Source organism: Streptomyces sp. NPDC045956, assembly GCF_056430705.1.
Map to the genome: position 1 here is coordinate 907,807 of NZ_JBWKKZ010000001.1, position 24,898 is coordinate 932,704.

Genomic DNA, 24,898 nt, shown 5'->3' on the forward strand with positions numbered 1-24,898 from the left:
CGATGGCGGAACACACCAGCTCGAGCATCACCATCGAGGCGGCACCGGCCGACGTCATGGCGGTGATCGCCGACTTCGCCCGCTATCCGGACTGGACCGGAGAGGTGAAGGAGGCCGAGGTCCTCGCCACCGACGCCCAGGGGCGCGCCGAGCAGGTGCGCCTCGTCATGGACGCCGGGGCCATCAAGGACGACCAGACCCTGGCCTACACCTGGGCCGGTGAGGACGAGGTCTCCTGGACCCTGGTCAAGTCCCAGATGCTGCGCTCCCTCGACGGCTCCTACCTGCTGCGTCCGGCGGGCGCGGGCACGGAGGTCACCTACCGGCTGACGGTCGACGTCAAGATCCCGATGCTCGGCATGATCAAGCGCAAGGCCGAGAAGGTCATCACCGACCGGGCGCTGGCGGGGCTGAAGAAGCGGGTGGAGTCGGGCGCGAAGTAGCCCGCCCGGCGGCCCGGACCCCACGGCGGGCGGTACCGGACCGCACGCGCCCGGCGCGCGGGACGCCGGTTCCGTCGGCCCTCGGCGCCCCGCCCCCCGCCCCGCCCCGGCGACGACCAGCGCGGAGGCGGTGCACGGGACGGGCGCGAAGGTACCGTTCAGCACCATGCGCACCATCCTGATCACGGGGCCCGGCGGCAGCGGCCGTACCACCGTCGCGGCCGCCACCGCGCTCGCCGCCGCTCGTGCGGGCACCCGCACCCTGCTCCTCGGCGCCGACCGCGACGACAGCCTCGGTGCCGTGCTCGGCGTGCCCACGGGTCCGGCCCCGGTCGGCGTCGAGCCCCGCCTCACCGCCTGGCGGCCCGACGCCGACCAGGGGTTCCGGGACGGCCTCGCCGCCCTCCAGGACCGGGCCGCCTCCGCCCTCGACCTGCTCGGCGCCACCCGCCTCGACCACGAGGAACTCACCCCGCTCCCCGGCGCCGGCGAACTCGTCCTGCTGCGCGCCCTGCGCGACGCCGCCCTCGCCGAGGCCCACGACCTCCTCGTCGTCGACCTGCCGCCCGCGCCTCGCGCCCTCGCCCTGCTCGCCCTGCCCGAGGAACTGCGCCGCTACCTGCGCCGCCTGCTCCCGCCCGAGCGGCAGGCGGCCCGCGCCCTGCGCCCCGTCCTCGGCCGGCTGGCCGGCGTCCCCATGCCCACCGAGGCGCTGTACGAGGCCGCGGCCCGCTGGGACCTGGAACTCGCCGCCGCCGAGGCCGTCGTCGCCGACCGGAACACCTTCGTACGCCTGGTCGCCGAGCCCGGCCCGGCCGGCGACGACGCCGTCCGCGCCGCCACCCTCGGCCTCGCCCTGCGCGGCCTGCGCACCGACCTGCTGGTCGCCAACCGCGTCCTGCCCGAGGACGCCGCCCCCGCCGACGGCTGGCTGGCCGGCCCCGTCGCCCAGCAGCGCAAGACACTGGAGGAGTGGCGGGGTAGCTACGACGTCCACGCCCTCGCCCACCTCGGGCACGACCCGCGCGGTGCCGACGACCTCGCCGCGCTCGCCGCGCCGGGTGCCGGCCCGGGCGCCGCGCCGGGCGCCGCCCCGGTCGAGTGGTCCGTCACCGACCGGCTGGCCGGGGACGGGGTGCTGGTCTGGCACATCCCGCTGCCCGGCGCCGTACGCGACGACGTGGACCTGGTCCGCCGCGGGGACGAACTGGTCGTCACCGCCGGACCGTTCCGCCGGATCGTCCCGCTGCCCTCCGTACTGCGCCGCTGCGCCGTCGACGGGGCCGCGCTGCGGGAGGGCGTCCTCGCCGTCCGGTTCGCGCCGGACCCGCGGCTGTGGCCGCGTGGACGCTGAACCGCGGGTGCCCGGGTGCCCGGGTGCCCGGGTGCCCGGCCGTCCCGGTGTCCGGCCGTCCCGGTGTCCGGCCGTCCCGGTGTCCGGCCGTCCCGGTGTCCGGGGAGCCGACAGGGCGACGGGTCGCGCCGCGCGTCCGCATCAGTGGCCCGATCCGTCGGACGGTCCCCGGGTCCGTTCGGGTAACGTCGTAGGGACGAACCGTAGTCAGGAGTCCGTCATGAGCGAAGAGCTCCCCAAGCCCGAGGCCGCTCGTCCCGACGAGGCCGACGCGGTCGACGAGGTGCGGGCGACCGACGCCGACGCCTGGGCGACGGCGACCGCCGAGGACCTGGAGGCGGAGAAGGCCCGCCGCCGTGCCGAGTACGGGCCGCAGCCCGGGTCGGCCGCCGAGGAGCTGCGCCGGCTCGTCGACACCGTCGCCGACAAGCTGTCCGGCCTCCAGTCCCCGCTGCTCGGCCAGGTCGCGGGACCCGCCGCCCAGCAGGTGGTCCGGCAGGTCGTCCAGCAGGCCAGGGCCGCCGTCGAACCGGTCATCGAGCGCAATCCGGGCGTCTTCGACCACCTCGCCGCCGCCGGCGGTGAACTCCTGGCCGCCTATCGCTCCGCCGTCCAGAACCAGGAGAGCCGCTGGACCGCCAAGGACGCCGGAGCCGCCGCGGACACGGACCCCCGCGACCCCCGCGACCTGGACGAACGCCGCGCCGACGGACGGGACGACGGCGACGGGGGCACCGGCCCGGGCCAGCGCATCGACTTGGACTGACCCTCCCCTCGGGTACGGTTGCCCTTAGCGGGGCTCGACCGAACTGAGGGATTCATGGGACTCACCATCGGCGTCGACATCGGCGGCACGAAGATCGCGGCCGGCGTGGTCGACGAGGAAGGCAACATCCTCTCGACCCACAAGGTGCCGACCCCGGGCACACCCGAGGGCATCGTGGACGCCATCGCCTCCGCGGTGGAGGGCGCGCGCGCCGGGCACGAGATCGTCGGCGTGGGCATCGGTGCCGCCGGATACGTCAACCGCCAGCGCTCCGAGGTCTACTTCGCGCCCAACATCGACTGGCGCAACGAACCGCTCAAGGAGAAGGTCGAGGCCCGCGTCGGCCTCCCGGTCGTCGTGGAGAACGACGCCAACGCGGCCGCCTGGGGCGAGTACAAGTTCGGCGCGGGCAAGGGCCACCGCAACGTCATCTGCATCACGCTCGGCACCGGACTCGGCGGCGGCATCATCATCGGCAACAAGCTGCGCCGCGGCCACTTCGGCGTGGCCGCCGAGTTCGGCCACATCCGCATGGTCCCGGACGGCCTGCTGTGCGGCTGCGGTTCGCAGGGCTGCTGGGAGCAGTACGCCTCCGGCCGCGCCCTGGTCCGGTACGCCAAGCAGCGCGCCAACGCCACCCCCGAGCGCGCCGAGGTGCTGCTCGCGCTCGGCGACGGCACGCCCGACGGCATCGAGGGCAAGCACATCTCGGTCGCCGCCCGGCAGGGCTGCCCCGTCGCGGTCGACTCCTACCGGGAGCTGGCCCGCTGGGCCGGTGCCGGCCTCGCCGACCTGGCCTCGCTCTTCGACCCGTCCGCCTTCATCGTCGGCGGCGGGCTCTCCGACGAGGGCGACCTGGTCCTCGACCCGATCCGCAAGTCCTACAAGCGGTGGCTGGTCGGCGGCAACTGGCGCCCGGTCGCCGACGTGATCGCCGCCCAGCTGGGCAACAAGGCCGGCCTGGTGGGCGCGGCCGACCTGGCCAGGGAACCCGACCCGATCATGTGACGGGCGCACCTCCGGTGCGGGGGTGCCGAGCGACGGGCGCGGGGCGGAGCCGATCGGCGGCTGCGCCCCGCGGGCGCGCGCGCCCATGGCGCCGGCGGACACCGTGGCGTCGGTGGACCTCGTGCCGCCGGCGGACATCGTGCCGCCGGCGGACATCGTGCCGCCGGAGGACATCGTCCGAGGCCCCTCGACGCGTCGCCGGACGCCTCGCGTCGGCCGTGCGGTCCCGTAAATTGACGGCATGGCAACGTCGCTCCAACCGCTCCCCAACTCCCGCACCGAAGCCGACGGTTCCGCCGTCGTCCGGGTCCTCAGCTACAACATCCGCTCGATGCGCGACGACACCGACGCCCTCGCCCGCGTGATCGCCGCCTGCGCCCCGGACCTCGTCCTCCTCCAGGAGGCCCCCCGCCTCTTCCGCTGGCGCAAGAAGCTCACCCGGCTCGCCGCCGCGTCCGGACTGGTCCTCCTCTCCGGAGGCGGCACAGCGGCCGGACCCGCCCTGCTGTGCTCGCTGCGCGCCACCGTCGAGCGCACGGAGGACGTGCTGCTCCCGCTCACCCCCGGCCGGCACCGGCGCGGCCTCGCCACCGCCGTCGTCCGGTTCGGCGCGGCCCGCGTCGGCGTGCTGAGCTGTCACCTCTCGCTCCAGCCGGACGAGCGCCACGAACAGGCCGGTCTGCTCCTCGACCGGCTGGGCGCCCTCGGCGTGACGCACGCGATCGCGGGCGGCGACCTGAACGAGCGCCCCGGAGGCCGCACCTTCCGGCGGCTGGGCGACGGACTGCGGGACTGCTGGACCGCCGCACCCTGGGGCCGCGAGTACACCTTCCCCGCCACCGGGCCGGACCGGCGCATCGACGCGGTCTTCGTCACGGAGGGCATCGAGGTCCTGGGCTGCGGCGTACCGCTCGGGCTCCCCGGGGTGGCCGAGGACGACCTGAGGGCGGCCACGGACCACCTGCCGGTCCTGACCGCCCTCCACGTACCCGCCTCCGCGACCTGACCCGCACGGCAGGGCCCGCCCGGCCGCACACCGGACCGCCGAGCGGCCCTCGCGCGTCCTAGACCACCGCGCCCCGCCCCGGGTCCTCGTCCTCCTCGTCGCCGGTGCGCATCCGCATGACGAGGGTGGCGAAGCCGCCGAGGAAGCCGCCGATGCTCAGGGTCGCCAGCCACCACGTCATGTCCCAGCCGAGCACCACCGCCAGCAGAAGCAGCACCGGCCCCCCGAGCACGCCCAGCCACGCGAACCTCGCGGTGGTGTCGCCCTCCGGCAACGGCGGCGGCTCGGGCGGCACGAAGTGACCCTCGTCGTCCTCGCCGAGATCGTCGTCCGAGGGCTCGGCCAGGCTGTGGTCGCGCGGGCCGCCGACGCCGGGCGCGAACGCCACGGAGCCCCCGAGCGGCCGGTCCGCAGCCGGACGGTCCGACGCCGGCCGGTCCGACGCGGGCCGGTCCGACGCGGGGACCTCCCGCTCCGGGCCGTCGTCGTTGGTCTCCGGCTCCAGCAGCGCCAGGTCCTCCACCGACTTGAAGGGCTTCGCGCCCGGCGGGTCCGGCGGCTCGTCCCCGTACCCGGCGACGATCGCGGCCCAGGCGGCGGCCTCGTCGACGGGCACGCCCTGCGCCCCGGGGACGCGCTCCTGCGCGCGCTCCGGGTCCTCACGGTGCTCCCGCTCCACGTCCCGCTCCTCGCGGTCCTCGCGGTCGGAGTCGCTCTCAGTCACCTGTGGCCGTCCCTTCCTTGCCGAGACCGGGCTCCGGCTCCCTGACGGAACCGGGCGCGAGCCGGCCGATGAAAGCGACGCTCTCCGCGAAGATCCGGTCCGCGTCGTGGTCCAACGTCGCCACGTGGTAGCTCTGTTCCAGCAGGACCTCCGTCACGTCCGTCGACGACACCCGGCCGAGGATGCGGGCCGAGTCGGCCGGCGGCACCACATGGTCCCGCGGGCTGCGCAGCAGCAGCAGCGGCTGGGTCACCTGCGGCAGATCGCCGTCGGCGAGACGGAAGAAGGTCCGCAGCGAGTGCGCCGCGTGCAGCGGCACCCGGTCGTACCCCAGCTCCGTGCCGAGCGGCTTGGCGATGTCGCTGGCGATGCCCTTCGTCGCGGGCAGCAGATGGCGCAGGACCGGAAGGGCGTGCTGGGCCACGCCGTGCATCCGGTTCGCCGGGTTGACGACGACGACGCCCGACAGCGCGTCCCCGTGCTTGGCGGCGAGCCGCAGCGCCAGCGCGCCGCCCATGGACAGGCCCGCCACGAAGACCCGCGCGCAGCGCTCCCGCAGGGCGCGCAGCTCGCGGTCCACCTCCGCGTACCAGTCCTGCCAGCCCGTGACCTGGAGGTCCTGCCAGCGGGTGCCGTGCCCGGGCAGCAGGGGCAGGGCGACGGTCAGGTCCCGCGCCGCGAGGTACCTGGCCCAGGGGCGCAGCGACTGCGGGGAACCGGTGAAGCCGTGGCAGAGGAGGACGCCGACCTCCCCGCCCTCGTGGCGGAACGGCTCGGCTCCGGGCAGGACCGGCACGAGTCGGTCTCCTGTCGTCAGGGGGCCGGCACAGCCGGCACGTCGGGCGGGACACACGGGCGGGACACACGCGTGGGACGCACACGGGTGCGATGCACGCCGAGGCGGTCCTTGCGGGTGCGGTACTCGTGGGTACTTCACCGTACGCGACCGCACTGACACCGACCAGGGCCGTCGGGGCCATTGACGGTGCCCCGGGTTAAGGTCTGACCCACAGACACAGGAGGCACTCGGTTGTTGTACGGCGCGATGAAGGTCACCGTCGGGGGTTCGCTGAAGCTCGCCTTCCGGCCCTGGGTGGAAGGCCTGGAGCACATTCCGGCCGACGGCCCCGCCATTCTGGCGAGCAACCACCTGTCGTTCTCCGACTCGTTCTTCCTGCCCGCCGTGCTCGACCGCAAGGTGACCTTCATCGCCAAGGCCGAGTACTTCAACACGCCCGGGGTGAAGGGCCGGCTGACCGCCGCCTTCTTCAAGGGGGTGGGCCAGCTGCCGGTCGACCGCTCCGGCGTGCGCGGCGCGGGCGAGGCCGCGATCAAGAGCGGCATAGAGGTGCTGGAACGCGGCGAGCTGTTCGGTATCTACCCCGAGGGCACCCGCTCCCCGGACGGCCGCCTCTACCGGGGCAAGCCGGGCGGCCTCGCGCGCGTGGCGCTGGCCACCGGCGCGCCCGTCGTCCCGGTCGCCATGATCGACACCGAGAAGATCCAGCCGCCCGGCAAGGTGGTGCCGAAGCTGATGCGGCCCGGCATCCGTATCGGCGCGCCCCTGGACTTCACGCGCTACCAGGGCATGGAGCACGACCGCTTCGTCCTGCGCGCGGTGACCGACGAGGTCATGTACGAGATCATGAAGCTCTCCGGCCAGGAGTACGTCGACATGTACGCGACCGCCATGAAGCGGCAGCTCGCGGACGCGGCGAAGGCCGAGAAGGAAGCGGTCAAGGCCGAGAAGGAGGCGGACAGGGCGGCGAAGGCCGCGCTCGCCCAGGCCGAGAAGGAGCAGACGGCCAAGGAGAAGGCGGCGGCCGAGCAGGACCGGTCCGACGACCGGTAGGCCGGCACCAGCACGGGAGGGCCGGGGACGGGGGGACATGGCCAGGCGCGAGAGAGTCATGAGGATGTCGGTCGAGCAGCCGCTGTGGCGTGCGCTGGCCGGCTACCGCGTGCTCACCATGCTGTACGCGATCGGCTTCTTCGCCACCGCCTACTCGGGCTTCGTCCGCCCCTGGCTCGCGGTCGCCTACTACGCCGTCCTCTGCGTCTGGACCCTGGCCACCCTCCCCAAGGTCTCGGGCGAGGCGAGCTGCACCAGGCGGTTCCTCGCCGCCGACCTCACCGTCGCCGTCACCGGCATCCTCCTCACCCCGCTCGCCGACGCGCCCGAGCGGGTCATGGACGGCGGCCCGACGCTGCCCTCGATATGGACCGCCGGTTCCGTCCTCGCCTTCGCCATCAAGGGCGGCTGGCGCTGGGCCGCCGTCGCCTCCTCCCTCGTGGCCGTGGCCAACCTGGTCGAACGGGGCAGCCCGGCCCGCGACACCGTCCACAACGTCATCCTCGTCTGGGTCGCCTCCATCGCCATCGGCTACGTCGTCGAGGTCGCCCGCGCCTCCGAGCGGACCCTCGCCCGCGCCCTGGAGATCGAGGCGGCGACCCGGGAGCGGGAGCGGCTCGCCCGGGACATCCACGACAGCGTGCTCCAGGTCCTCGCGATGGTGCAGCGGCGCGGCGCCGTCATCGGCGGCGAGGCGGCCGAGCTGGGCCGGATGGCCGGTGAGCAGGAGGTGGCGCTGCGCACGCTGGTCTCCGGCGGCCTGGTCCCCGTCTCCCGGCTGTCGGAGGACGCCGCCGAGGGCGCGCTCGTACGGGCCGTGGAGGAACCGGAGGAGGAGGGACCGGGCGGCCCCGTCGACCTGCGCGCCCTGCTCGCCCCGTACGCCGGCTCCCGCGTGCATCTCGCCGACCCGGGCGCGCCGGTCCTGCTCGCGCCGCCCGCGGCCCGGGAGCTGGCGGCCGCCGTCGGGGCCGCCCTGGACAACGTACGCAAGCACGTCGGCGAGGACGCGCGCGCCTGGATCCTGGTCGAGGACGAGCCCGACGAGGTGATCGTCACCGTCCGCGACGAAGGACCCGGCATCCCCGAAGGGCGGCTCGCCGAGGCCGAGGGAGAGGGGCGGCTCGGCGTGGCCCTGTCGATCCGGGGCCGGCTGCGCGATCTCGGCGGCACGGCCGAGCTGATCTCGGTGCCCGGACAGGGCACCGAGGTCGAACTGAGGACACCGAAGGAAGCCGGCGACGCCGTCGCCCGGGGGAAGGCAGCGGACCGTGAGTGAACGACAGGACCCGATCAGGGTCATGGTGGTCGACGACCACCCGATGTGGCGGGACGCCGTCGCCCGGGACCTGGCCGAGTCCGGCTTCGACGTGGTCGCCACCGCCGGCGACGGGGAGCAGGCGGTGCGCCGGGCCCGGGCCGTCGCCCCCGACGTCCTCGTGCTCGACCTCAACCTGCCCGGCAAGCCCGGCGTCCAGGTCTGCAAGGAGGTCGTCGGCGCCGACCCGACGCTGCGCGTCCTGGTGCTCTCCGCGAGCGGGGAGCACGCCGACGTGCTGGAGGCGGTGAAGTCCGGCGCTACCGGATACCTGCTGAAGTCGGCCTCGACCGGGGAACTGCAGGACGCGGTGCGCCGCACGGCCCTCGGCGATCCCGTGTTCACCCCGGGACTGGCCGGACTGGTCCTCGGTGAGTACCGCCGCCTCGCCTCCGAACCGGCCCCCGCCGCCGCAACCGGTGAACCCGGAGCGCCGCGGCTCACCGACCGCGAGACCGAGGTCCTGCGCCTGGTCGCCAAGGGCCTGAGCTACAAGCAGATCGCCGAACGCCTCGTCATCTCCCACCGCACCGTGCAGAACCACGTCCAGAACACCCTCGGCAAGCTCCAGCTGCACAACCGGGTGGAACTCGTGCGCTACGCGATAGAACGGGGTCTGGACGACGCGTGACCCCGCGCGGGACAGTGGCAGGGTCCTGAACCTCCCGCCGTGGCAAGGGAGTTACGCGATGAAGGTCGGAGTACTGACCGGCGGCGGCGACTGCCCCGGGCTCAACGCCGTCGTCCGGGCCATCGTCCGCAAGGGCGTCCAGGAGTACGGCTACGACTTCACCGGCTTCCGGGACGGCTGGCGCGGCCCCCTGGAGGGCGACACCGTCCGCCTCGACATCCCGGCCGTCCGCGGCATCCTGCCCCGCGGCGGCACCGTTCTCGGCTCCTCGCGCACCAATCCGCTCCAGCACGAGCACGGCATCCGGCGCATCAAGGAGAACCTCGCGAAGCTCGGGGTCGAGGCGCTGATCACCATCGGCGGCGAGGACACCCTCGGCGTCGCCACCCGCCTGGCGGACGAGTACGGCGTGCCCTGCGTCGGCGTCCCGAAGACGATCGACAACGACCTGTCCGCCACCGACTACACCTTCGGCTTCGACACGGCGGTCGGCATCGCCACCGAGGCCATCGACCGGCTGCACACCACCGCCGAGTCGCACATGCGCGTCCTGGTGGTCGAGGTCATGGGCCGGCACGCCGGCTGGATCGCGCTGCACTCCGGCCTGGCCGGCGGCGCCAACGTCATCCTCATCCCCGAGCAGCGCTTCGACACCGAGCAGGTCTGCGACTGGGTGACCTCCCGTTTCCGTGCCTCCTACGCCCCGATCGTGGTCGTCGCCGAGGGGGCGATGCCGCGCGACGGCGACATGGTGCTCAAGGACCAGTCGCTGGACTCCTACGGTCACGTACGGCTGTCCGGCGTGGGCGAGTGGCTGGCGAAGGAGATCGAGAAACGCACCGGCAAGGAGGCCCGCACCACCGTCCTCGGCCACGTCCAGCGCGGGGGCACCCCCAGCGCGTTCGACCGCTGGCTCGCCACCCGCTTCGGCCTGCACGCCGTGGACTGCGTCCGCGACGGGGACTTCGGCAAGATGGTCGCCCTGCGCGGCACGGACATCGTCCGCGTCCCGATCGCCGAGGCGACGGCCCGTTTGAAGACCGTGGACCCGAAGCTGTACGCGGAGGTCGGCGTCTTCTTCGGCTGACCGGCGCGACCGGCGCGACCGGCGTGACCGGAGGGCGTGCGGCGGGCGTGCGGCGGGCCAGGACCGTATATTCGGCCGGGAGCCCAGCAGAACGGGAGCGGTCGTGGAAATCCTCGCCTTCGGTGTCCAGGCCGACGAGCAGCCCCTGATCGAGCAGGCCTTCCGCGGCCGTGCGGACGTCCGCTGCCTCGACGTCTTCCTCAACGAGGACACCGCCCCCATCGCGGCCGGCCACGAGATCGTCTCCACGTCCGTCAACGCCGACCTCGGCGCGGACGTCCTGGAGATCCTCGCGGCCGGCGGCACCCGGATGGTGGCCCAGCGCTCCACCGGCTTCAACAACATCGACCTCGACACCGCCGGCCGCCTCGGCATGACCATCGCCCGGGTCTCGTACTACTCCCCGCACTCGGTGGCCGAGTTCGCCTGGACCCTCGCCATGGCCGTCAACCGCAGGATCGTGCGGGCCTCCACCCGCACCCGCGACTTCGACTTCCGGCTGAACGGCCTGATGGGCCGGGACATGCACGGCCGCACCGCCGGGGTCCTCGGCACCGGCAAGATCGGCGAGGCCTTCGCCCGCATCGCCCACGGCTTCGGCATGCGGCTGCTCGGCTGGGACGTGGCCGAGAACCCCGCCTGCACGGCGCTCGGCATGCGCTACGTCGCCAAGGACGAGCTGCTCGCCGAGTCCGACCTGGTCACCCTGCACGTCCCGCTGATGCCCGAGACCCGGCACCTGATCGACGCGGCCGCCCTGAAGACGATGCGGGACGACGCGATCCTGCTCAACTCCAGTCGCGGCGGCCTCGTCGACACCGCCGCCCTGGTGACCGAGCTGCGCGCCAGCCGCTTCACCGGCGTCGGCCTGGACGTGTACGAGGCGGAGGCGGGCCTGTTCTTCCTCGACAAGTCCCTGGAGGCCATCGCCGACGACACCCTGGCCCGCCTCGTCACCTTCCCGAACGTGCTGGTCACCTCGCACCAGGCGTACTACACCGAGGACGCCGTCGGCCAGATCGTCGACGCCACGGTGAGGAACGTCCTCGACTACCGGGCGGGCCGCCGCTCCGAGAACGTGCTGGTGCCGCGCAGCTGACCGACCAGCTCCCGCACGATCGCCGCGCCGTCCAGGGTCAGCACCGACTCCGGGTGGAACTGGACCCCGGCGAAGCCCGGCCCGCGCAGGGCGTGCACCTCGCCGCCCGCCCCACGGCTCACCTCCACGCCGTGCGCGGCCAGCTTACGGGCCGCCTCGTCGTCGCAGCGCGCGGTGAAGCTGTTGTAGAAGCCGACGGTCTCCCGCCGTCCGAACAGGTCGATCTCCGTCTGCGCCCCCTGGTACGGGACCTCCTTGCGGACGATGTCCAGTCCCAGCTCCGCCGCGATCAGCTCGTGCCCGAGGCAGACGCCGAGGACGCCGTGCCGCGTCTCCCGGAGCACGTCGGCGGTCAGCGCGCGCAGCAAGCGCATCCTCGGTTCGGCGGGGTCGGACGGATCACCGGGACCGGGCCCCAGCACCACCGGGCCCTCGTGCCCGAGCACCGCCTCGCGCAACCCCTCCTCGTCGTACCGCCGTACGCTCACCGCGAGCCCCGAGGAACGCAGCACGTGCGCCAGCATCGCCGTGAAGGTGTCCTCCGCGTCGACGACCAGGGCGTGCCCCTCCAGCGCGCCCGACGGCTCCTGCATCCGCAGCCAGAACGGGGCCAGGGAGGCGCGTCGCCCGTCCAGTGCCGCCCGGACGCGCGGGTCGTCGGCCAGCCGCGGCCGCTCGGCCTCCGCACGCGGCCGGGCGGGGCCCACGCCCAGCGCGGCCAGCACCCCGGCCGCCTTGGCGTGGGTCTCCGCGACCTCGCCCGCCGGGTCCGAGCCCCGCACCAGCGTCGCGCCGACCGGCACCCGCAGCCGTCCGGCGGCGTCGATGTCGGCGGTGCGGATGAGGATGGGGGAGTCGAGGGTCTGGGCGCCGCCGGCGTCCCGGCCCAGCAGGGCCAGGGCCCCCGCGTAGTAGCCGCGCGCCACCCCGTCCCGCCCGAGGGGCTCGTACCGCTCGATGACCCGGCAGGCGTTCTGCACCGGCGAGCCGGTCACCGTCGCCACGAACATGGTCTCCTTCAGCACCTCCCGCACGTCCAGCGAGGAGCGGCCGCGCAGCTCGTACTCGGTGTGCGCGAGGTGCGCCATCTCCTTGAGCCGCGGACCGACGACGACGCCGCCCATGTCGCCGACGGTGCACATCATCTTGAGCTCCTCGTCGACCACCATCGACAGCTCCTCGATCTCCTTGCCGTCGGCGAGGAAGTCCAGCAGGTGCTCGGGGGTGGGGCCGCCGGCGGGGTAGCGGTACGTCCCGCTGATCGGGTTCATGACGACCGTGCCCACCTGTGTCCCACCGCCACCCTCGGCCGTGGGCGCCGCGCGCCCGCCCCTTCCACCGGACATCCGCACGTGCACCTCTGGGCTGGCCCCGACCAGCGTCCGCTCCCCGGTGTGCACCACGAACGTCCAGTACGCGCCCCGCTCGCCCTCCAGCAGCCGCCGGAACAGCGCCAGCGCGTCGGCCCGCCCGAACCCGTCGATCCGCCCCTCGTACGTCCGGCGGATCACGAAGTTGGCGCCCTCACCGGCCCCGATCTCCTGGTCCAGCACCCGGCCGACGATCCGCGCGTACTCCTCGTCGTCCACGTCGAAGCCGCCGCCCTCGACGCGGACCTCGTGCGCCGGGAGCCGGTCCAGGGCCTCGGCGAGGGGAACGCCGTACCGCTCCTCGGGAGTCAGCACCAGCAGCGGCGTGCCGTCGTCGCGGACGTCGAAGCCGCGCTCGCGGATCTGCCGGAAGGGGACGAGCGCCAGCCCCTCGTCGGGCAGATCGGCGAGTCTGTCGCGCTCCGTCACCGGGCCGAGCAGCACTTCCACGGTGTCCTGGTCGAGGCCCGGGGTGCGTCGGCGGAGCAGGGCGAAGGGGCGGGAGTCGGTCAGCAGGGCGTCGAGCGGTGTCATGGGTCCGTTTCCTTCTCGGTCTGGGAGAGAGGAACGGTCCCCGGTCGCGGAAACGCCGAAGGCCGCCCCTCGGGCGGCCTTCGCGAAGTCTTACGTCACGCGCAGTCAGCGGGCCGCCGGATGAGCGGTCCACCACCAGTTCTGGATCGAGTGCGCGAACATGCCGCAGACCCTACTCCATCCCCGCGCGGCGCCGCGGCACATCCCGGGATCCGGGACGCCCGCGGCGCCGGTGCCGAGGTCAGACGATCATGTTGTACGTGTTCCAGCCGCCGCCGACCCGGGCGCGGGCCGCGAACGGCGCGGAGGCGCTGCCGGTGCCCTGGTAGAACCAGAGCACGCCGTCCTTGCCCCGGGCGATCAGGTCGGGCACCCCGTCGCGGTCGAGGTCGCTGGGGCCGCTCAGCACGTCGTAGGCGGACCAGCCGCCGCCGACCCTGCTCATGGCCTCGAAGGGCTTCGCGGCGTTGCCGGTGCCCTTGTAGAGCCAGAGCACCCCGCTCTTGTCGCGGGCGATCAGGTCGGCCCTGCCGTCACCGGTGAGGTCGCCGGTGTCGGCCAGCGCGTTGAAGGCGGACCAGCCGCCGCCGACCCTGCTCATGGCCTCGAAGGGCTTCGCCGGGTTGTCGGTGCCCTTGTAGAGCCAGAGCACCCCGCTCTTGTCCCGGGCGATCAGGTCGGCCCTGCCGTCCCCGGTGAGGTCGCGGGCGCCGGTGATCGTGTCGTAGACCGACCAGCCGCCGCCGACCCGCGCGCGGGCCCCGAAGGGCTTCGCCGGGTTGCCGGTGCCCTTGTAGTACCAGAGCACCCCGCTCTTGTCGCGGGCCACCATGTCGCCGGTGCCGTCCGCGCGCAGCGCCGTCAGGGTCGTCACCGCGTTGTAGCCGTTCCAGCCGCCGCCGACGCGGAAGCGGCCGAAGAACGGGCCGGCGGCGTCCCCGGTGCCCTGGTACTGCCACAGCACGCCCGAGGCGTCCCGCCCGAGGATGTTGTAGCGGTCGGTGCCCGCGTCGGGCGCGGTGCCCTCGACCAGCTGGACGTCGGCCGTGCGCACGTAGCCGATGCGGTGGTTGAAGCGGATCGGGTAGTACGTCGTGTCGCCCACGACCACGACACGCGAGCCGGTGCCCGAGCCGTCGATGTTGCCGCTGTTGTAGTACGAGCCCTTCACGGCGCCGCCGGCCAGGGCGTACTTCTGCCCGCTCAGGACGCCGTACTTGCTCAGGGACTCGTTGTTCTTGTTCTGCACCGGCACGCCCGTGCCCGCGTACGCGCCGTCCTCGGGGTAGGCGCGGCCGTACACCGGGACGGAGCCGGCCCCGGCCTTGGCCGTGACCACGTCCGGGGTGCCGGCGGCGGTGGCGAACTGGCCGCCCCGGTTGTGGAACCAGGCCTTCTTGCCGCCGTACCAGATGGCCGTCCAGTCCTGCCGCGCCTCGGCGACCACGAACTCACCGCCGGCCAGGACCTTGTTGCCCCAGTTCCAGCCCTCGCTCCAGGTCTGGCTGCCCAGGTACGGGTCGGTGAGCGTGGCCGAGGAGGTGGACGGCGAGGAGTACAGGTAGGTGAAGTTCGCCGGCTGCGCGGGGACGGAGGCACCGTTGTTGGTGATCTTCGGCTGGTTCGCCGTGGTGAACGGCGGCACCACGCGGACCACCTGACCGGCCTTGTACGGGCCGCCCGGCCCCTCGGCGCCGGTGGGTGCGCCCAGCAGGCCCATGTAGTGGTTCCAGTCCCAGAACGGGCCCGGGTCCCAGTGCTGGGTCCTCACGTTCGCGTCCAGGACGCCCGGCACCTCGTCGTGGCCGATGATGTGCTCGCGGTCCAGCGGGACGCCGTACTTTCCGGCCAGGTACTTCACCAGCGCCGCCGAGGACTCGTACTGCGGCTCGGTGTACCAGCTGCCGTCCTTGATGGCGTATCCCTCGTGCTCGATGCCGATCGAGTGCATGTTGAGGGTCTTGTTGGCCGCGTGCCAGGCCTCGTTCTTGTTCTCGACGAGCTGGGTGACCAGACCGTCGGACGCCCGGATCAGGTAGTGGGCGCTGGCGTACGACAGGGAGTTCTGGAAGACGCCCAGGGCGCTGCTGTAGCTGCCCTCGGTGTCGTGGATCACGATCGAGGTGATCTCGTTGCCCGTCACCGGGCGGTTCGCCACGTTGTAGTTGCCCCAGTCGTCGATGCCGCCGTTCTGCTTGTAGGCGGCGGGACGGAAGTCACAGCTGAGGCCCGAGGGGCAGTCGGGGGCCGGAGCGGCGGTGGCGGCGGCCAGGTCCAGGTCCGCGGTGCGGTCCGGCCGCACGGCCGGGTCGGCCGGCAGGGTGAGGGACTGGCCGTCGGCGGTGACGCGCCGCTCACCGGTCCTGATCGACTCGTACACCCGCTGCGCGAACTGCCGCGCGCCCTTGGCGTCCGTCGACTGGCCGGCCCGGGCGACCGCCGGGTACCAGGCCCCCGGGTCCTCGGACAGCGAACCGGTCGCGTCCCGCTGGTACTCGGCGAGCAGGGCGGCGCCCGCCCGGATGCTCTCCCCGGAGTCGCCGCGCACCTCCTCGGGCGAGGCGTCGATGAGACCGGCCGCCTCGTCCAGGGTGTGCAGCCGCGGGTCGCTGGTGTCGACGGGCTCCTGGCGCAGGCTCCGGAGCGCCTTCCCGGCGTCGAAGTTCTTCTCGACGACCGGGTCGCCGCTGCGGTTCATGTGCTCGAGCCGGTGCTCGCGCTCCTCGGCGGAGCCGCCCTCCGGCAGGCTCTCCGGGTCGACGTCCGTGAGCCCCATCACGTTGTAGGCGCCGGTGGTGCTCGGCAGCCCGTCGTGGTCCTCCCAGCGCGTCTGCCGGTACGAGACCGCCATGAGCACGCTCTGCGGGACGCCGAACTCCTCCGCGGCCGCCCGGAACTCGTCCTGCAGCCGGGCCTGCCCCGCCGTCCCGGACCGGGTGGTGTCCGAGCCGAGGAGGCCCGGCGAGGCCAGGGCCAGGGTGCCGGCCGTGGTGGCGGCGGCCACGAGCGAGGCGACACCGTAGACGAGCAGTCTCTTCTTCTTGCGGTCTCTGCGATGGTCCGCGCTCAAGTCCCACCCCTGGTGTGCGCTCGGTCTGTATGTGAGATGTACATGATTCAAACGTCGAAGGCGCGTGAGGTTACCAACTCATGTCCCGCGGTCCGCGCGGGGGTGGCGTCTCACCTGTCGAGCCGTGCGAAAACCGCTTGGCGGGACCCCGTAGGGTTGAGGGGTGACCGTGAACGCTAAGACCAGCCCGAGCGCTGGCAACACCTGGCGAGACCTGCCCGCGGCGCAGCAGCCCGAGTACCCCGACACCGAGGCTCTGCGCGCAGTGATCGCGGACCTCGAGTCGTATCCGCCGCTCGTCTTCGCGGGCGAGTGCGACCAGCTGCGCGCCCGGATGGCGGCCGTCGCCAAGGGAGAGGCGTTCCTCCTCCAGGGCGGCGACTGCGCCGAGGCCTTCGACGCGGTGTCCGCGGACCACATCCGCAACAAGCTGAAGACGCTGCTCCAGATGGGCGCCGTCCTCACGTACGCCGCGTCCGTGCCCGTGGTGAAGGTCGGCCGGATCGCCGGCCAGTACTCCAAGCCCCGCTCCAAGCCGACCGAGACCCGCGACGGCGTGACGCTGCCGACCTACCGCGGCGACTCGGTCAACGGCTTCGACTTCACCGAGGCGGCCCGGATCCCGGACCCCGAGCGGCTCAAGCGCATGTACCACGCGTCGGCGTCCACGCTGAACCTGGTGCGCGCCTTCACCACCGGCGGTTACGCCGACCTGCGCCAGGTGCACGCCTGGAACCAGGACTTCGTGAAGTCCTCCCCCTCCGGCCAGCGCTACGAGCAGCTCGCCCGGGAGATCGACAACGCGCTGAACTTCATGCGGGCCTGCGGGACGGACCCGGCCGAGTTCCAGACCGTCGAGTTCTTCTCGTCGCACGAGGCGCTGCTGCTCGACTACGAGTCGGCGCTGACCCGGGTCGACTCGCGCACCGGGCAGCTGTACGACGTCTCCGGGCACATGGTGTGGATCGGTGAGCGCACCCGGCAGCTGGACCACGCGCACATCGAGTTCGCCTCGCGCATCCGCAACCCGATCGGGATCAAGCTCGGTCCCTCCACCACGGCCGAGGAGGCGCTCCAGTACATCGAGCGCCTCGACCCCGAGCGTGAGCCGGGCCGGCTGACCTTCATCGTCCGCATGGGCGCGGACAAGATCCGCGACAAGCTCCCCGAGCTGGTCGAGAAGGTCACCGCCTCGGGCGCGACCGTCGCCTGGATCACCGACCCGATGCACGGCAACACCTACGAGGCGGCCTCGGGTCACAAGACCCGCCGCTTCGACGACGTGCTCGACGAGGTCAAGGGCTTCTTCGAGGTGCACAAGAGCCTGGGCACCCACCCGGGCGGCATCCACGTGGAGCTGACCGGCGACGACGTCACCGAGTGCGTCGGCGGCGGCGACGAGATCTTCGTGGACGACCTGCACCAGCGCTACGAGACCGCCTGCGACCCGCGTCTGAACCGCAGCCAGTCGCTCGACCTGGCCTTCCTGGTGGCGGAGATGTACCGGGACCAGTGACGGTCCGCCCCTCGCGGGGGCTGGTGAATGGGGCGCGGGTCACACACGATCCGCGCCCCTCCACTTTTTTCGATCTTGCGTGATGGGTAAGGTTAGGTTTGCCTCACCGATCAGCGGGCCTTCCGGTCCTCGGTACGGCACGACCTTGTACCCGCTCGGGAGGTGAACCGCGTGTTCGTCTGCAGCTGCTTCGGAGTCACCGAGGAACAGGTGAAGGGCCACGCGGAGGCCGGGGCCTGCACGCCCCGGCAGATCGCCTCCGCCTGCAAGGCGGGCACCGACTGCGGCGGCTGCGTGCGCCGCATCCAGGCACTCCTCGGCCGCGGCGCCTGCCCCCGCCGGGAGCTGGCCGACCAGGGCGGACCGGTCCTCGCGGAGCTTCCCGAAGCCGCCTAGGGCGCGCCCCGGGTGTCCTCGGCCCTCAGAGCGAGCCCGGTCCCGACGGGTCCGGCTGGACCTGCTCGATGACCGTCGACAGGTAGAGCGACTCGCCCAGCTTCTCGATCAGGTCCAGCTGGGTCTCCAGGTAGTCGATGTGGTGCTCCTCGTCGGCGAGGATGGCCTCGAAGACGTTGGCCGACGTGATGTCGTTCTTGGCCCGCATCACCTCGACGCCCCGGCGCAGCCGGTCGATGGCCTCGATCTCGATCTCCCGGTCGGCCTGGAACATCTCGGTGACCGTCTGGCCGACCCGGACGTGGAACAGCCGCTGGTAGTTCGGCAGGCCGTCCAGGAGCAGGATGCGGTCGGTGAGCACCTCGGCGTGGCGCATCTCGTCGAAGGACTCCGCGCGCGTGTACTTCGCGAGCTTGGTCCAGCCCTTGTGGTCCTGCAGCTTCGCGTGCAGGAAGTACTGGTTGATCGCCGTCAGCTCGGCGGTCAGCTGCTCATTGAGGAACTCGATGACCTCGGGGTCGCCCTGCATCGCTTGACGCTCCTTCGAACGGGAACTGGCCTGTTGCGCCGCATGATTGCACCGGTGCAGAAGATCGTCCAGTAAGTCTCGACTTAGTAAGTAAGTACAGGCTTAGTCCATATCGCGTTACTTTGCCCGAATGTAAGAGGGGTGGGTCAGGGGCATCGGTCCGGGTCTGTCAGGATGGAGGCATGGGTCAGCCGGTGGGAAACGAATCGGGAGAAGGCGGTTCGCAAGGAGCGCAGCGGTTCGAGCTCCCGCCGGGACAGCGGCTCCAGCGGGGCTGGCCGGTCACCCACTACGGTCCGGTGCCCAAGTTCCGCCCCGAACGCTGGGAGTTCCGGGTCTTCGGCGCCACCGCCGACGGCGACAAGCGCGGCTGGACCCACGAGGAGTTCACCGCCCTGCCGTACACCACGGTCGTCGCCGACCTGCACTGCGTCACGAAGTTCAGCATGCTCGGCGCCGAGTGGGGCGGTGTCCCGGCCGCCACCATCCTGGACCTCGCCCCGCCCGCGCCCGCCGTCACCCACGTGATGGTGTGGGCGGAGTACGGGTTCAGCTCCAACCTCCGCCTGTCCGACTTCGCCGCCGAGGGCACCCTCTTCGCCACCCACAAGGACGGCGAGCTGCTCACCGCCGAGCACGGCTTCCCGCTGCGGCTGGTCGTCCCGCACCTGTACGCCTGGAAGGGCCCGAAGTGGGTCCGGGGCATCGAGTACATGACCGCCGACCGCCGCGGTTTCTGGGAGGAGCGGGGCTACCACAACATCGGCGACCCGTGGCGCGAGCAGCGCTACTCCTACCAGGAGGAACCCGGGGACGGCCCCGACCTCTGACCGTTCGGCGGTTCCCCGCGCCGGTCAGCCGTCGCGCAGCTTCTTCAGCCGCTCCACGTCCGCCGCGTGGCCCTCCTTGCCGCCCGGCGTCTCGATGACCAGCGGCACCCCCTCGGTCGCGGGGTGGGTCATCAGCGCCCGGAACGGGTCCTCGCCGATGTGGCCGGCGCCGATGTTCTCGTGCCGGTCCTTGTGGGCGCCGGCCACGTCCTTGGAGTCGTTGGCGTGGATCAGCCTCAGCCGGCCCTCACCGACCGCGTCCACCAGCAGGTCCAGGGTCTGGTGCATGCCCGCCGGGCCGGTCAGGTCGTGCCCGGCCGCGAAGACGTGACAGGTGTCCAGGCACACGCCGAGCTTCGGGTGGGCGTCCAGCGCCTCGAAGTAGGGCCCGAAGTCCCAGGTCCGTGAGCACAGGGAGGCGCCCTGGCCGGCGGTCGACTCCAGCAGCAGGTACGGGTCGTCGTCGTGGGTCAGCTCGTCGAGCAGCGGCAGCAGGTGCTCCCGCACCTGCTTCAGCGCCACCGACCGGTCCCGGCCGCCGGTGGCGCTGCCGGTGTGCACGACCACGCCGAGCGCGCCGATCGCCCGCCCCCGCCGCAGCGAGTGGCGCAGCGAGTCCACGGACCGCTCCACCGTCGCCTCGGTGTGCGAACCGAAGTTGATCAGGTACGGCGCGTGCACGTACGCGGGGATCGACTCCGCCGCGCAGGCCTCCCGGAACGCCTCGTCCTGCCGGGGGTTGCCCGCCGGTGTGGCCCAGCCGCGCGGGTTGGCGACGAAGACCTGCACGGCCTCGGCCTTCAGCTCACGGGCGTAGGACAGGCCCACGGAGTGCAGGCCCCCGGCCACCGGGACGTGACCGCCGACGGGGTTGCGGACGGGCGCGGGGGAGAGAGCCGACTGTTGACTGTTCACCCATTCAGGGTGTCATGACCGGTCGCCGCTCCGGGCCGTGAGAGCCGTCACCTGATGGTGATCTTGATGGTGGAGCCCTTGGGGGCCGTGTCCCCGCCGTCCACGGACTGGTCCTTCACGGTGTCGCCGAACAGCCCGAGCAGACCCCGGTCCTCGTCCACCTCGAAGCCGGCGTCCCCGAGCTTCCGCTTGGCGTCGTCCACGCTGTCCCCGACCACGTCCGGCACCTCGATCATCTCGGGTCCCTTGGACACCGTGAGCGTCACCGTGTCGCCCTCGGCCGCCCGGCTGCCCGGGTCCGGCGTCTGCCGGGCGACCTGGCCCCGGTCGTACTCGGAGTGCACCTGCGCGGAGGCGACCTTCACCTTCAGACCGGCCTCGGTCAGCTCCGCCTTCGCGTCGGCCAGGTCGTCACCGGTGACGTCCGGGAGGTCGATGGGGCTGCCCTTGCTGACGACCAGGGCGACCGCCGAGCCGGCCCGCACGGTGGTGCCGGTGGCGGGCTCGGTGGAGACCACGAAGCCCTTGGGGGTGTCCTCGCTGAACTCCCGGGTCACCATGCCCGGCTCCAGCCCCTCGTCCTTCAGCAGGGTCCGCGCGCGGTCCAGCCGGTAGCCCGCGACGTCCGGCAGCTTCACGGTGTCGGGGCCGTCGGAGACCGTGAACGACACGGAGTCGTTCTTGCGGATACGGGCGCCCGCGCCGGGGTCCGTGCTGATGACCTTCCCGCGCTCCACCGTGTCGCTGTAGGCGTGCCGGACCTTGCCGACGTCCAGGCCGGAGTCCTCCAGCCGGTCCCGGGCCTCGGCCTCGCTCTTGGACAGCACCGCCGGCACCTTGGTGAACTGACCGGAGTTGATGTACCAGACGCCCGTGCCGACCCCGAGGACCAGCAGGACGGCGACGACGATCGCGAGCGGGCCGCGCCGCAGCTCCGGACGCCGGCGCCGGGGCGGCGGCGGGGGAGCGGCCAGCCGGCTGGTGCGGTCGATGCCGTCCGCGGGGAACGCGTGGGCCCGGCCGCCGCCCCCGTCCTCGTCGACGGGCAGCGGGCGCATCGGGGAGGTCAGCGCGCGCGGGATCACGCTCGTGCGGTCCTCGGCGTTGTCGTGCTCGCCGCCGATCGCCTGCGGCGGCACCGCGTCCAGCTGCTCCGTGCTCAGCGCCGCGCGCGCGAGGCGCGCCTGCGCGAGCAGCGTCACGGCGTCGTGCGGACGGATCTCGGGGTTGCGGGCGGTGGCCGTCGCGACCAGCTCGTCCAGCTCGTACGCCATCTCCGGGACGGCGGCCGACGGCGGCGGGACGTCCTCGTGGAGGTGCTTGTAGAGGATCTGGGCCGGGGAGTCGCCCTCGTGGGGCTTGCCGCCGGTCAGCATCTCGTACAGGACGACACCGCAGGCGTACACGTCGACCCTCGGGTCGGCGGTGCCCTGCTCGATCTGCTCCGGCGCGAGGTAGGAGACGGTGCCGAGGACGGACCCGGTGGTGTGCGTCACCGTGTCCACGGCCCGGACCAGCCCGAAGTCGGCGACCTTGACCCGGCCGTCGTCCCCTATGAGCACGTTCTCCGGCTTCATGTCGCGGTGCACGAACCCGGCCCGGTGCGCGGCGCCCAGCGCGGCCAGTACCGGCTCCAGGATGTCCAGCGCGGCCCGCGGCCGGAGCGCCCCGCGCTCGCGCAGCACGTCGCGCAGGGTGCAGCCGGCGATGTACTCCATCGCCAGGTAGACGTACGCCCCCTCGGCGCCCTGGTCGAAGACCTGCACCACGTTGGGGTGGTCGAGCCGGGCGACGGACTTCGCCTCCCGGATGAAGCGCTCCACGAAGGTGACGTCGGTCGCGAGCGTCGGGTGCATCACCTTCAGCGCGAGCACGCGGTCCAGGCGGGTGTCCACGGCCCGGTAGACCGTGGCCATCCCGCCGACCGCGATCCGCGCCTCGACGCGGTACCGGCCGTCGAGCAGCTGCCCGACGAGGGGGTCCTGAAGGGTCGTGTCCACGCAGGTGAGTGTACGAGCCACCACGGACACCCCGTGCTGCCGTCGGCGATCGGGGGCGGTACTGCAGCGCACCTGTGACGTACTGCACCGGAGCGGCGGGCCCGGTTGCCGGTGCTCAGAAAGCGGGCCGCTCCGGGTCCAGCGCCGCCCTGCCCTCGGACGGGGAGGACGCCTCGGCGAAACGCCGACGCGGGATCCGTCCCGCCCGCCGGGCCAGCCGCCCCGCCTCGACCGCGGCCCGCATCGCGCCGGCCATCAGCACCGGCTCCTGCGCGCGCGTGACCGCCGACGCGAGCATCACCCCCGCGCACCCCAGCTCCATCGCGAGCGCCACGTCGGACGCCGTACCGGCCCCCGCGTCCAGGATCACCGGCACGCGCGCGTGCTCCACGATCAGCTCGAAGTTGTGCGGGTTGCGGATACCGAGCCCGGACCCGATCGGCGAGCCCAGCGGCATGATCGCCGCACAGCCGACGTCCTCCAGCTTCCGCGCGAGGACCGGGTCGTCGTTCGTGTACGGCAGCACCGTGAACCCGTCGTCGACCAGTGTCTCCGCCGCGTCCAGCAGCTCGATCGGGTCCGGCAGCAGGGTGCGCTCGTCGGCGATGACCTCCAGTTTGACCAGGTCCGTGCCGAGCGCCTCGCGTGCCAGGCGGGCCGTGAGGACGGCCTCCCCGGCGGTGAAGCAGCCGGCCGTGTTCGGCAGCACCCGGATACCGAGCCGCTCCAGCACGGACAGCACGGACCCGTGCACCGAGGCGTCCACCCGCCGCATCGCGACGGTCGTCAGCTCCGTGCCGGAGGCCAGGAGGGCGCGCTCCAGCACATCGAGGCTGGGGGCCCCGCCCGTGCCCATGATCAGGCGGGACGCGTAGGACGTACCGCCGAGGACGAAGGGGTCGTCGGCCATGGTCAGCCTCCTTGGACAGCGGTGAGGACCTCGACGCGGTCGCCGTCGGCCAGGGCGGTGGCGGACCACCGCGCGCGCGGGACGACGGTCTCGTTCAGGGCGGCGGCGACTCCGGACGGCGCCGCGGTGAGCGTGCCCACCAGGGCGTCCAGGGCCGTTCCGGGAGCCACCTCGCGCGGCTCGCCGTTGACGGAGATGTTCATGCGGACTGCTCCGAGAGTGCGGGAGCGGCGCTGAAACGCCGCGGGGTGAAGGGGCGGGCCTCGGGCGGCAGCTCCCCGGTGGTCAGGACGTGCGCCATGGCGTCGCCGGTCACCGGGGTGAGCAGGACGCCGTTGCGGTAGTGCCCGGTGGCCAGCAGCAGCCCCTCCAGGCCGGTCGGACCCAGCAGCGGGGCGTTGTCCGGGGAGCCCGGGCGCAGGCCCGCGCGGGTCTCCGTCAGGGGCAGCTCGGTGATGCCGGGGACCAGCTCGTGGGCGTCGCGCAGCAGCTCGTAGACGCCGCCCGCGGTCACCGTCGTGTCCCAGCCCAGCTCCTCGCTGGTGGCGCCGACGACCAGCTCGCCGCTCTCCCGGGGCACCAGGTAGAGCGGGTTGCCGCGCACCACGGCCCGGACCGTCCGGTTCAGCAGGGGCCCGTGCGCCGCCGGCATCGCCAGCCGCAGCACCTGCCCCTTCACCGGCCGCACCGGCGGCAGCACGTCGTCCGGGACCCCGGCGAGCCGTCCGCTCAGGCTGCCCCCGGCCAGCACCATCTGCCCGGCCTCCAGGACCCTCCCGTCGGCCGTGACCACCCCCGTGGCCCGCTCCCCGCGGCCGACGGCGAGCCGCTCCGCCCACACCCGGTGGAACACCACGCCCGCGCCCTCGCAGGCGGCCAGGAGCGCGGCGGCCAGCCGCCGGGGGTCGATCTGGTGGTCGCCGTCCACCCGGAGCCCGCCGCGCACGCCCGGCGCGAGCATCGGTTCCAGACGGCGGCACTCGCGCCCCGACAGCCACTCGGCCTCCAGCCCCGACCGCTGCTGGAGCGCGTGCAGTTCCCGCAGGTGGGCGCGGTCGTCGGCGTCCAGCGCGACGGCGAGGGTGCCGCAGCGGCGGTAGCCGAGGTCGTGGCCCGTGAGGTCGGCCAGCTCCGCCGCGAACTCGGGGTAGCGGCGGGCCGAGGCGAGGTTCAGGGCGAGCAGCGTCTGCTCGCCGTAGTGCAGTTCCGTGACGGCGGCCAGCATCCCGGCCGCCACCTGGGCGGCCCCGCCGCCCGGCTCCGGGTCGACGAGGACCGTGGCGAGCCCCCGCTGCGCGGCCCGCCAGGCCGTGACCAGGCCGATGATCCCGCCGCCGACGACCAGGACGTCGGATGCGCGGGACGACGTGTGTGACGGAGACGACATGGGCGTCCAGCCCCTCCCTTCGCCGGCATGACCCGGATCAGGTTCGTACGGTCGGAGGCCGCCAGCCTCCCTCTCAGCCCGGTGCGTCCGGGCTCCCGCGAGTGCTTTACGTTGGCCACCCTAGCCCGCTGCCCAGCACACGTGTAAGGGAGC

The 24,898-nt window shown here is 73.1% G+C and carries 24 protein-coding genes and 1 riboswitch; of the genes, 13 read left to right on the forward strand and 11 right to left on the reverse strand.

Going from position 1 to position 24,898, the window contains the following annotated elements:
- Positions 1-2: 2 nt before the first annotated feature.
- From AC07FV_RS03990 to AC07FV_RS04010, 5 genes are all read left to right on the forward strand, one after another.
- Entirely contained in the window at positions 3-443 is a 441-nt protein-coding gene (locus AC07FV_RS03990) for an SRPBCC family protein (RefSeq protein ID WP_479084437.1), read from the forward strand.
- Between the two features lie 166 nt (positions 444-609).
- Positions 610-1,797 (forward strand): ArsA family ATPase, encoded by a 1,188-nt coding sequence (locus AC07FV_RS03995; protein WP_479084439.1) that lies wholly within the window; start codon positions 610-612, stop codon positions 1,795-1,797.
- Between the two features lie 220 nt (positions 1,798-2,017).
- On the forward strand, positions 2,018-2,563 hold the full coding sequence (locus AC07FV_RS04000; protein ID WP_391967686.1) for a DUF5304 family protein: 546 nt from the start codon (positions 2,018-2,020) through the stop codon (positions 2,561-2,563).
- A 54-nt stretch (positions 2,564-2,617) separates the two neighbouring features.
- On the forward strand, positions 2,618-3,571 hold the full coding sequence (locus tag AC07FV_RS04005; RefSeq protein WP_053129509.1) for an ROK family glucokinase: 954 nt from the start codon (positions 2,618-2,620) through the stop codon (positions 3,569-3,571).
- Between the two features lie 241 nt (positions 3,572-3,812).
- A complete protein-coding gene (locus AC07FV_RS04010; protein ID WP_479084441.1) occupies positions 3,813-4,577 on the forward strand; it encodes an endonuclease/exonuclease/phosphatase family protein in 765 nt (254 codons plus the stop codon).
- Between the two features lie 58 nt (positions 4,578-4,635).
- Here the strand turns inward: AC07FV_RS04010 and AC07FV_RS04015 are convergent, their stop codons facing one another.
- Positions 4,636-5,301 (reverse strand): hypothetical protein, encoded by a 666-nt coding sequence (locus tag AC07FV_RS04015; RefSeq protein WP_479084443.1) that lies wholly within the window; start codon positions 5,299-5,301, stop codon positions 4,636-4,638.
- Positions 5,294-6,097 (reverse strand): alpha/beta hydrolase, encoded by an 804-nt coding sequence (locus AC07FV_RS04020; RefSeq protein ID WP_479084444.1) that lies wholly within the window; start codon positions 6,095-6,097, stop codon positions 5,294-5,296. The genes AC07FV_RS04015 and AC07FV_RS04020 overlap by 8 nt, the downstream gene beginning before the upstream one ends.
- A 249-nt stretch (positions 6,098-6,346) precedes the next feature.
- Here AC07FV_RS04020 and AC07FV_RS04025 point away from each other — a divergent pair, with 249 nt between their 5' ends.
- The 5 genes from AC07FV_RS04025 to AC07FV_RS04045 all read left to right on the forward strand — a co-directional run bounded on the left by AC07FV_RS04025 (position 6,347) and on the right by AC07FV_RS04045 (position 11,288).
- The gene (locus AC07FV_RS04025) at positions 6,347-7,153 is read left to right on the forward strand and encodes a lysophospholipid acyltransferase family protein (RefSeq protein ID WP_479084886.1); all 807 of its coding nucleotides are present in this window, start codon (positions 6,347-6,349) and stop codon (positions 7,151-7,153) included.
- A 37-nt stretch (positions 7,154-7,190) separates the two neighbouring features.
- Positions 7,191-8,432, forward strand: coding sequence for a MacS family sensor histidine kinase (macS, locus tag AC07FV_RS04030; protein ID WP_479084446.1), 1,242 nt, complete (start codon positions 7,191-7,193; stop codon positions 8,430-8,432).
- A complete protein-coding gene (locus AC07FV_RS04035; protein WP_479084447.1) occupies positions 8,425-9,102 on the forward strand; it encodes a response regulator in 678 nt (225 codons plus the stop codon). Before macS ends, AC07FV_RS04035 begins: the two co-directional genes overlap by 8 nt.
- Positions 9,103-9,160: 58 nt before the next feature.
- Positions 9,161-10,189 (forward strand): 6-phosphofructokinase, encoded by a 1,029-nt coding sequence (locus AC07FV_RS04040; RefSeq protein ID WP_458417594.1) that lies wholly within the window; start codon positions 9,161-9,163, stop codon positions 10,187-10,189.
- A 103-nt stretch (positions 10,190-10,292) separates the two neighbouring features.
- Positions 10,293-11,288, forward strand: a complete 996-nt coding sequence (locus tag AC07FV_RS04045; RefSeq protein WP_479084448.1) for a 2-hydroxyacid dehydrogenase — start codon at positions 10,293-10,295, stop codon at positions 11,286-11,288.
- Here the strand turns inward: AC07FV_RS04045 and AC07FV_RS04050 are convergent.
- From AC07FV_RS04050 to AC07FV_RS04060, 3 genes are all read right to left on the reverse strand, one after another.
- Positions 11,240-13,192, reverse strand: a complete 1,953-nt coding sequence (locus AC07FV_RS04050) for an anthranilate synthase family protein (protein WP_479084449.1) — start codon at positions 13,190-13,192, stop codon at positions 11,240-11,242. The two genes, AC07FV_RS04045 and AC07FV_RS04050, sit on opposite strands and share 49 nt — an antisense overlap.
- Before the next feature lie 105 nt (positions 13,193-13,297).
- Positions 13,298-13,396: a trp operon leader peptide gene (locus AC07FV_RS04055; RefSeq protein WP_361011640.1), complete on the reverse strand. Its 99-nt coding sequence runs from the start codon at positions 13,394-13,396 to the stop codon at positions 13,298-13,300.
- Between the two features lie 37 nt (positions 13,397-13,433).
- A complete protein-coding gene (locus AC07FV_RS04060; protein WP_479084451.1) occupies positions 13,434-16,262 on the reverse strand; it encodes an N-acetylmuramoyl-L-alanine amidase in 2,829 nt (942 codons plus the stop codon).
- A 163-nt stretch (positions 16,263-16,425) separates the two neighbouring features.
- Here AC07FV_RS04060 and AC07FV_RS04065 point away from each other — a divergent pair, with 163 nt between their 5' ends.
- Together AC07FV_RS04065 and AC07FV_RS04070 are read left to right on the forward strand one after the other, a co-directional pair.
- A complete protein-coding gene (locus AC07FV_RS04065; protein ID WP_003976701.1) occupies positions 16,426-17,778 on the forward strand; it encodes a class II 3-deoxy-7-phosphoheptulonate synthase in 1,353 nt (450 codons plus the stop codon).
- 162 nt (positions 17,779-17,940) lie between these two features.
- Positions 17,941-18,174, forward strand: coding sequence for a (2Fe-2S)-binding protein (locus AC07FV_RS04070; RefSeq protein ID WP_053129480.1), 234 nt, complete (start codon positions 17,941-17,943; stop codon positions 18,172-18,174).
- A gap of 25 nt (positions 18,175-18,199) precedes the next feature.
- Here the strand turns inward: AC07FV_RS04070 and bfr are convergent, their stop codons facing one another.
- Positions 18,200-18,703, reverse strand: a complete 504-nt coding sequence (gene bfr, locus AC07FV_RS04075; protein ID WP_479084454.1) for a bacterioferritin — start codon at positions 18,701-18,703, stop codon at positions 18,200-18,202.
- Between the two features lie 182 nt (positions 18,704-18,885).
- Between bfr and AC07FV_RS04080 the strand changes: the two genes are divergently transcribed.
- On the forward strand, positions 18,886-19,533 hold the full coding sequence (locus AC07FV_RS04080) for a sulfite oxidase-like oxidoreductase (RefSeq protein ID WP_356610582.1): 648 nt from the start codon (positions 18,886-18,888) through the stop codon (positions 19,531-19,533).
- Positions 19,534-19,557: 24 nt separating this feature from the next.
- Here the strand turns inward: AC07FV_RS04080 and AC07FV_RS04085 are convergent, their stop codons facing one another.
- The 5 genes from AC07FV_RS04085 to thiO form a co-directional block, all read right to left on the reverse strand.
- Complete coding sequence (locus tag AC07FV_RS04085; RefSeq protein ID WP_479084456.1) at positions 19,558-20,448, reverse strand: deoxyribonuclease IV; 891 nt, start codon at positions 20,446-20,448, stop codon at positions 19,558-19,560.
- 47 nt (positions 20,449-20,495) lie between these two features.
- Positions 20,496-22,448, reverse strand: a complete 1,953-nt coding sequence (pknB, locus tag AC07FV_RS04090) for a Stk1 family PASTA domain-containing Ser/Thr kinase (RefSeq protein ID WP_479084457.1) — start codon at positions 22,446-22,448, stop codon at positions 20,496-20,498.
- A gap of 115 nt (positions 22,449-22,563) precedes the next feature.
- A complete protein-coding gene (locus tag AC07FV_RS04095; RefSeq protein ID WP_479084459.1) occupies positions 22,564-23,358 on the reverse strand; it encodes a thiazole synthase in 795 nt (264 codons plus the stop codon).
- Positions 23,359-23,360: 2 nt separating this feature from the next.
- The gene (gene thiS, locus AC07FV_RS04100; protein WP_279563245.1) at positions 23,361-23,561 is read right to left on the reverse strand and encodes a sulfur carrier protein ThiS; all 201 of its coding nucleotides are present in this window, start codon (positions 23,559-23,561) and stop codon (positions 23,361-23,363) included.
- On the reverse strand, positions 23,558-24,745 hold the full coding sequence (gene thiO / locus AC07FV_RS04105; RefSeq protein ID WP_479084460.1) for a glycine oxidase ThiO: 1,188 nt from the start codon (positions 24,743-24,745) through the stop codon (positions 23,558-23,560). The genes thiS and thiO overlap by 4 nt, the downstream gene beginning before the upstream one ends.
- Positions 24,743-24,854, reverse strand: a riboswitch (TPP riboswitch). (Overlaps the previous gene by 3 nt.)
- Positions 24,855-24,898: the final 44 nt, after the last annotated feature.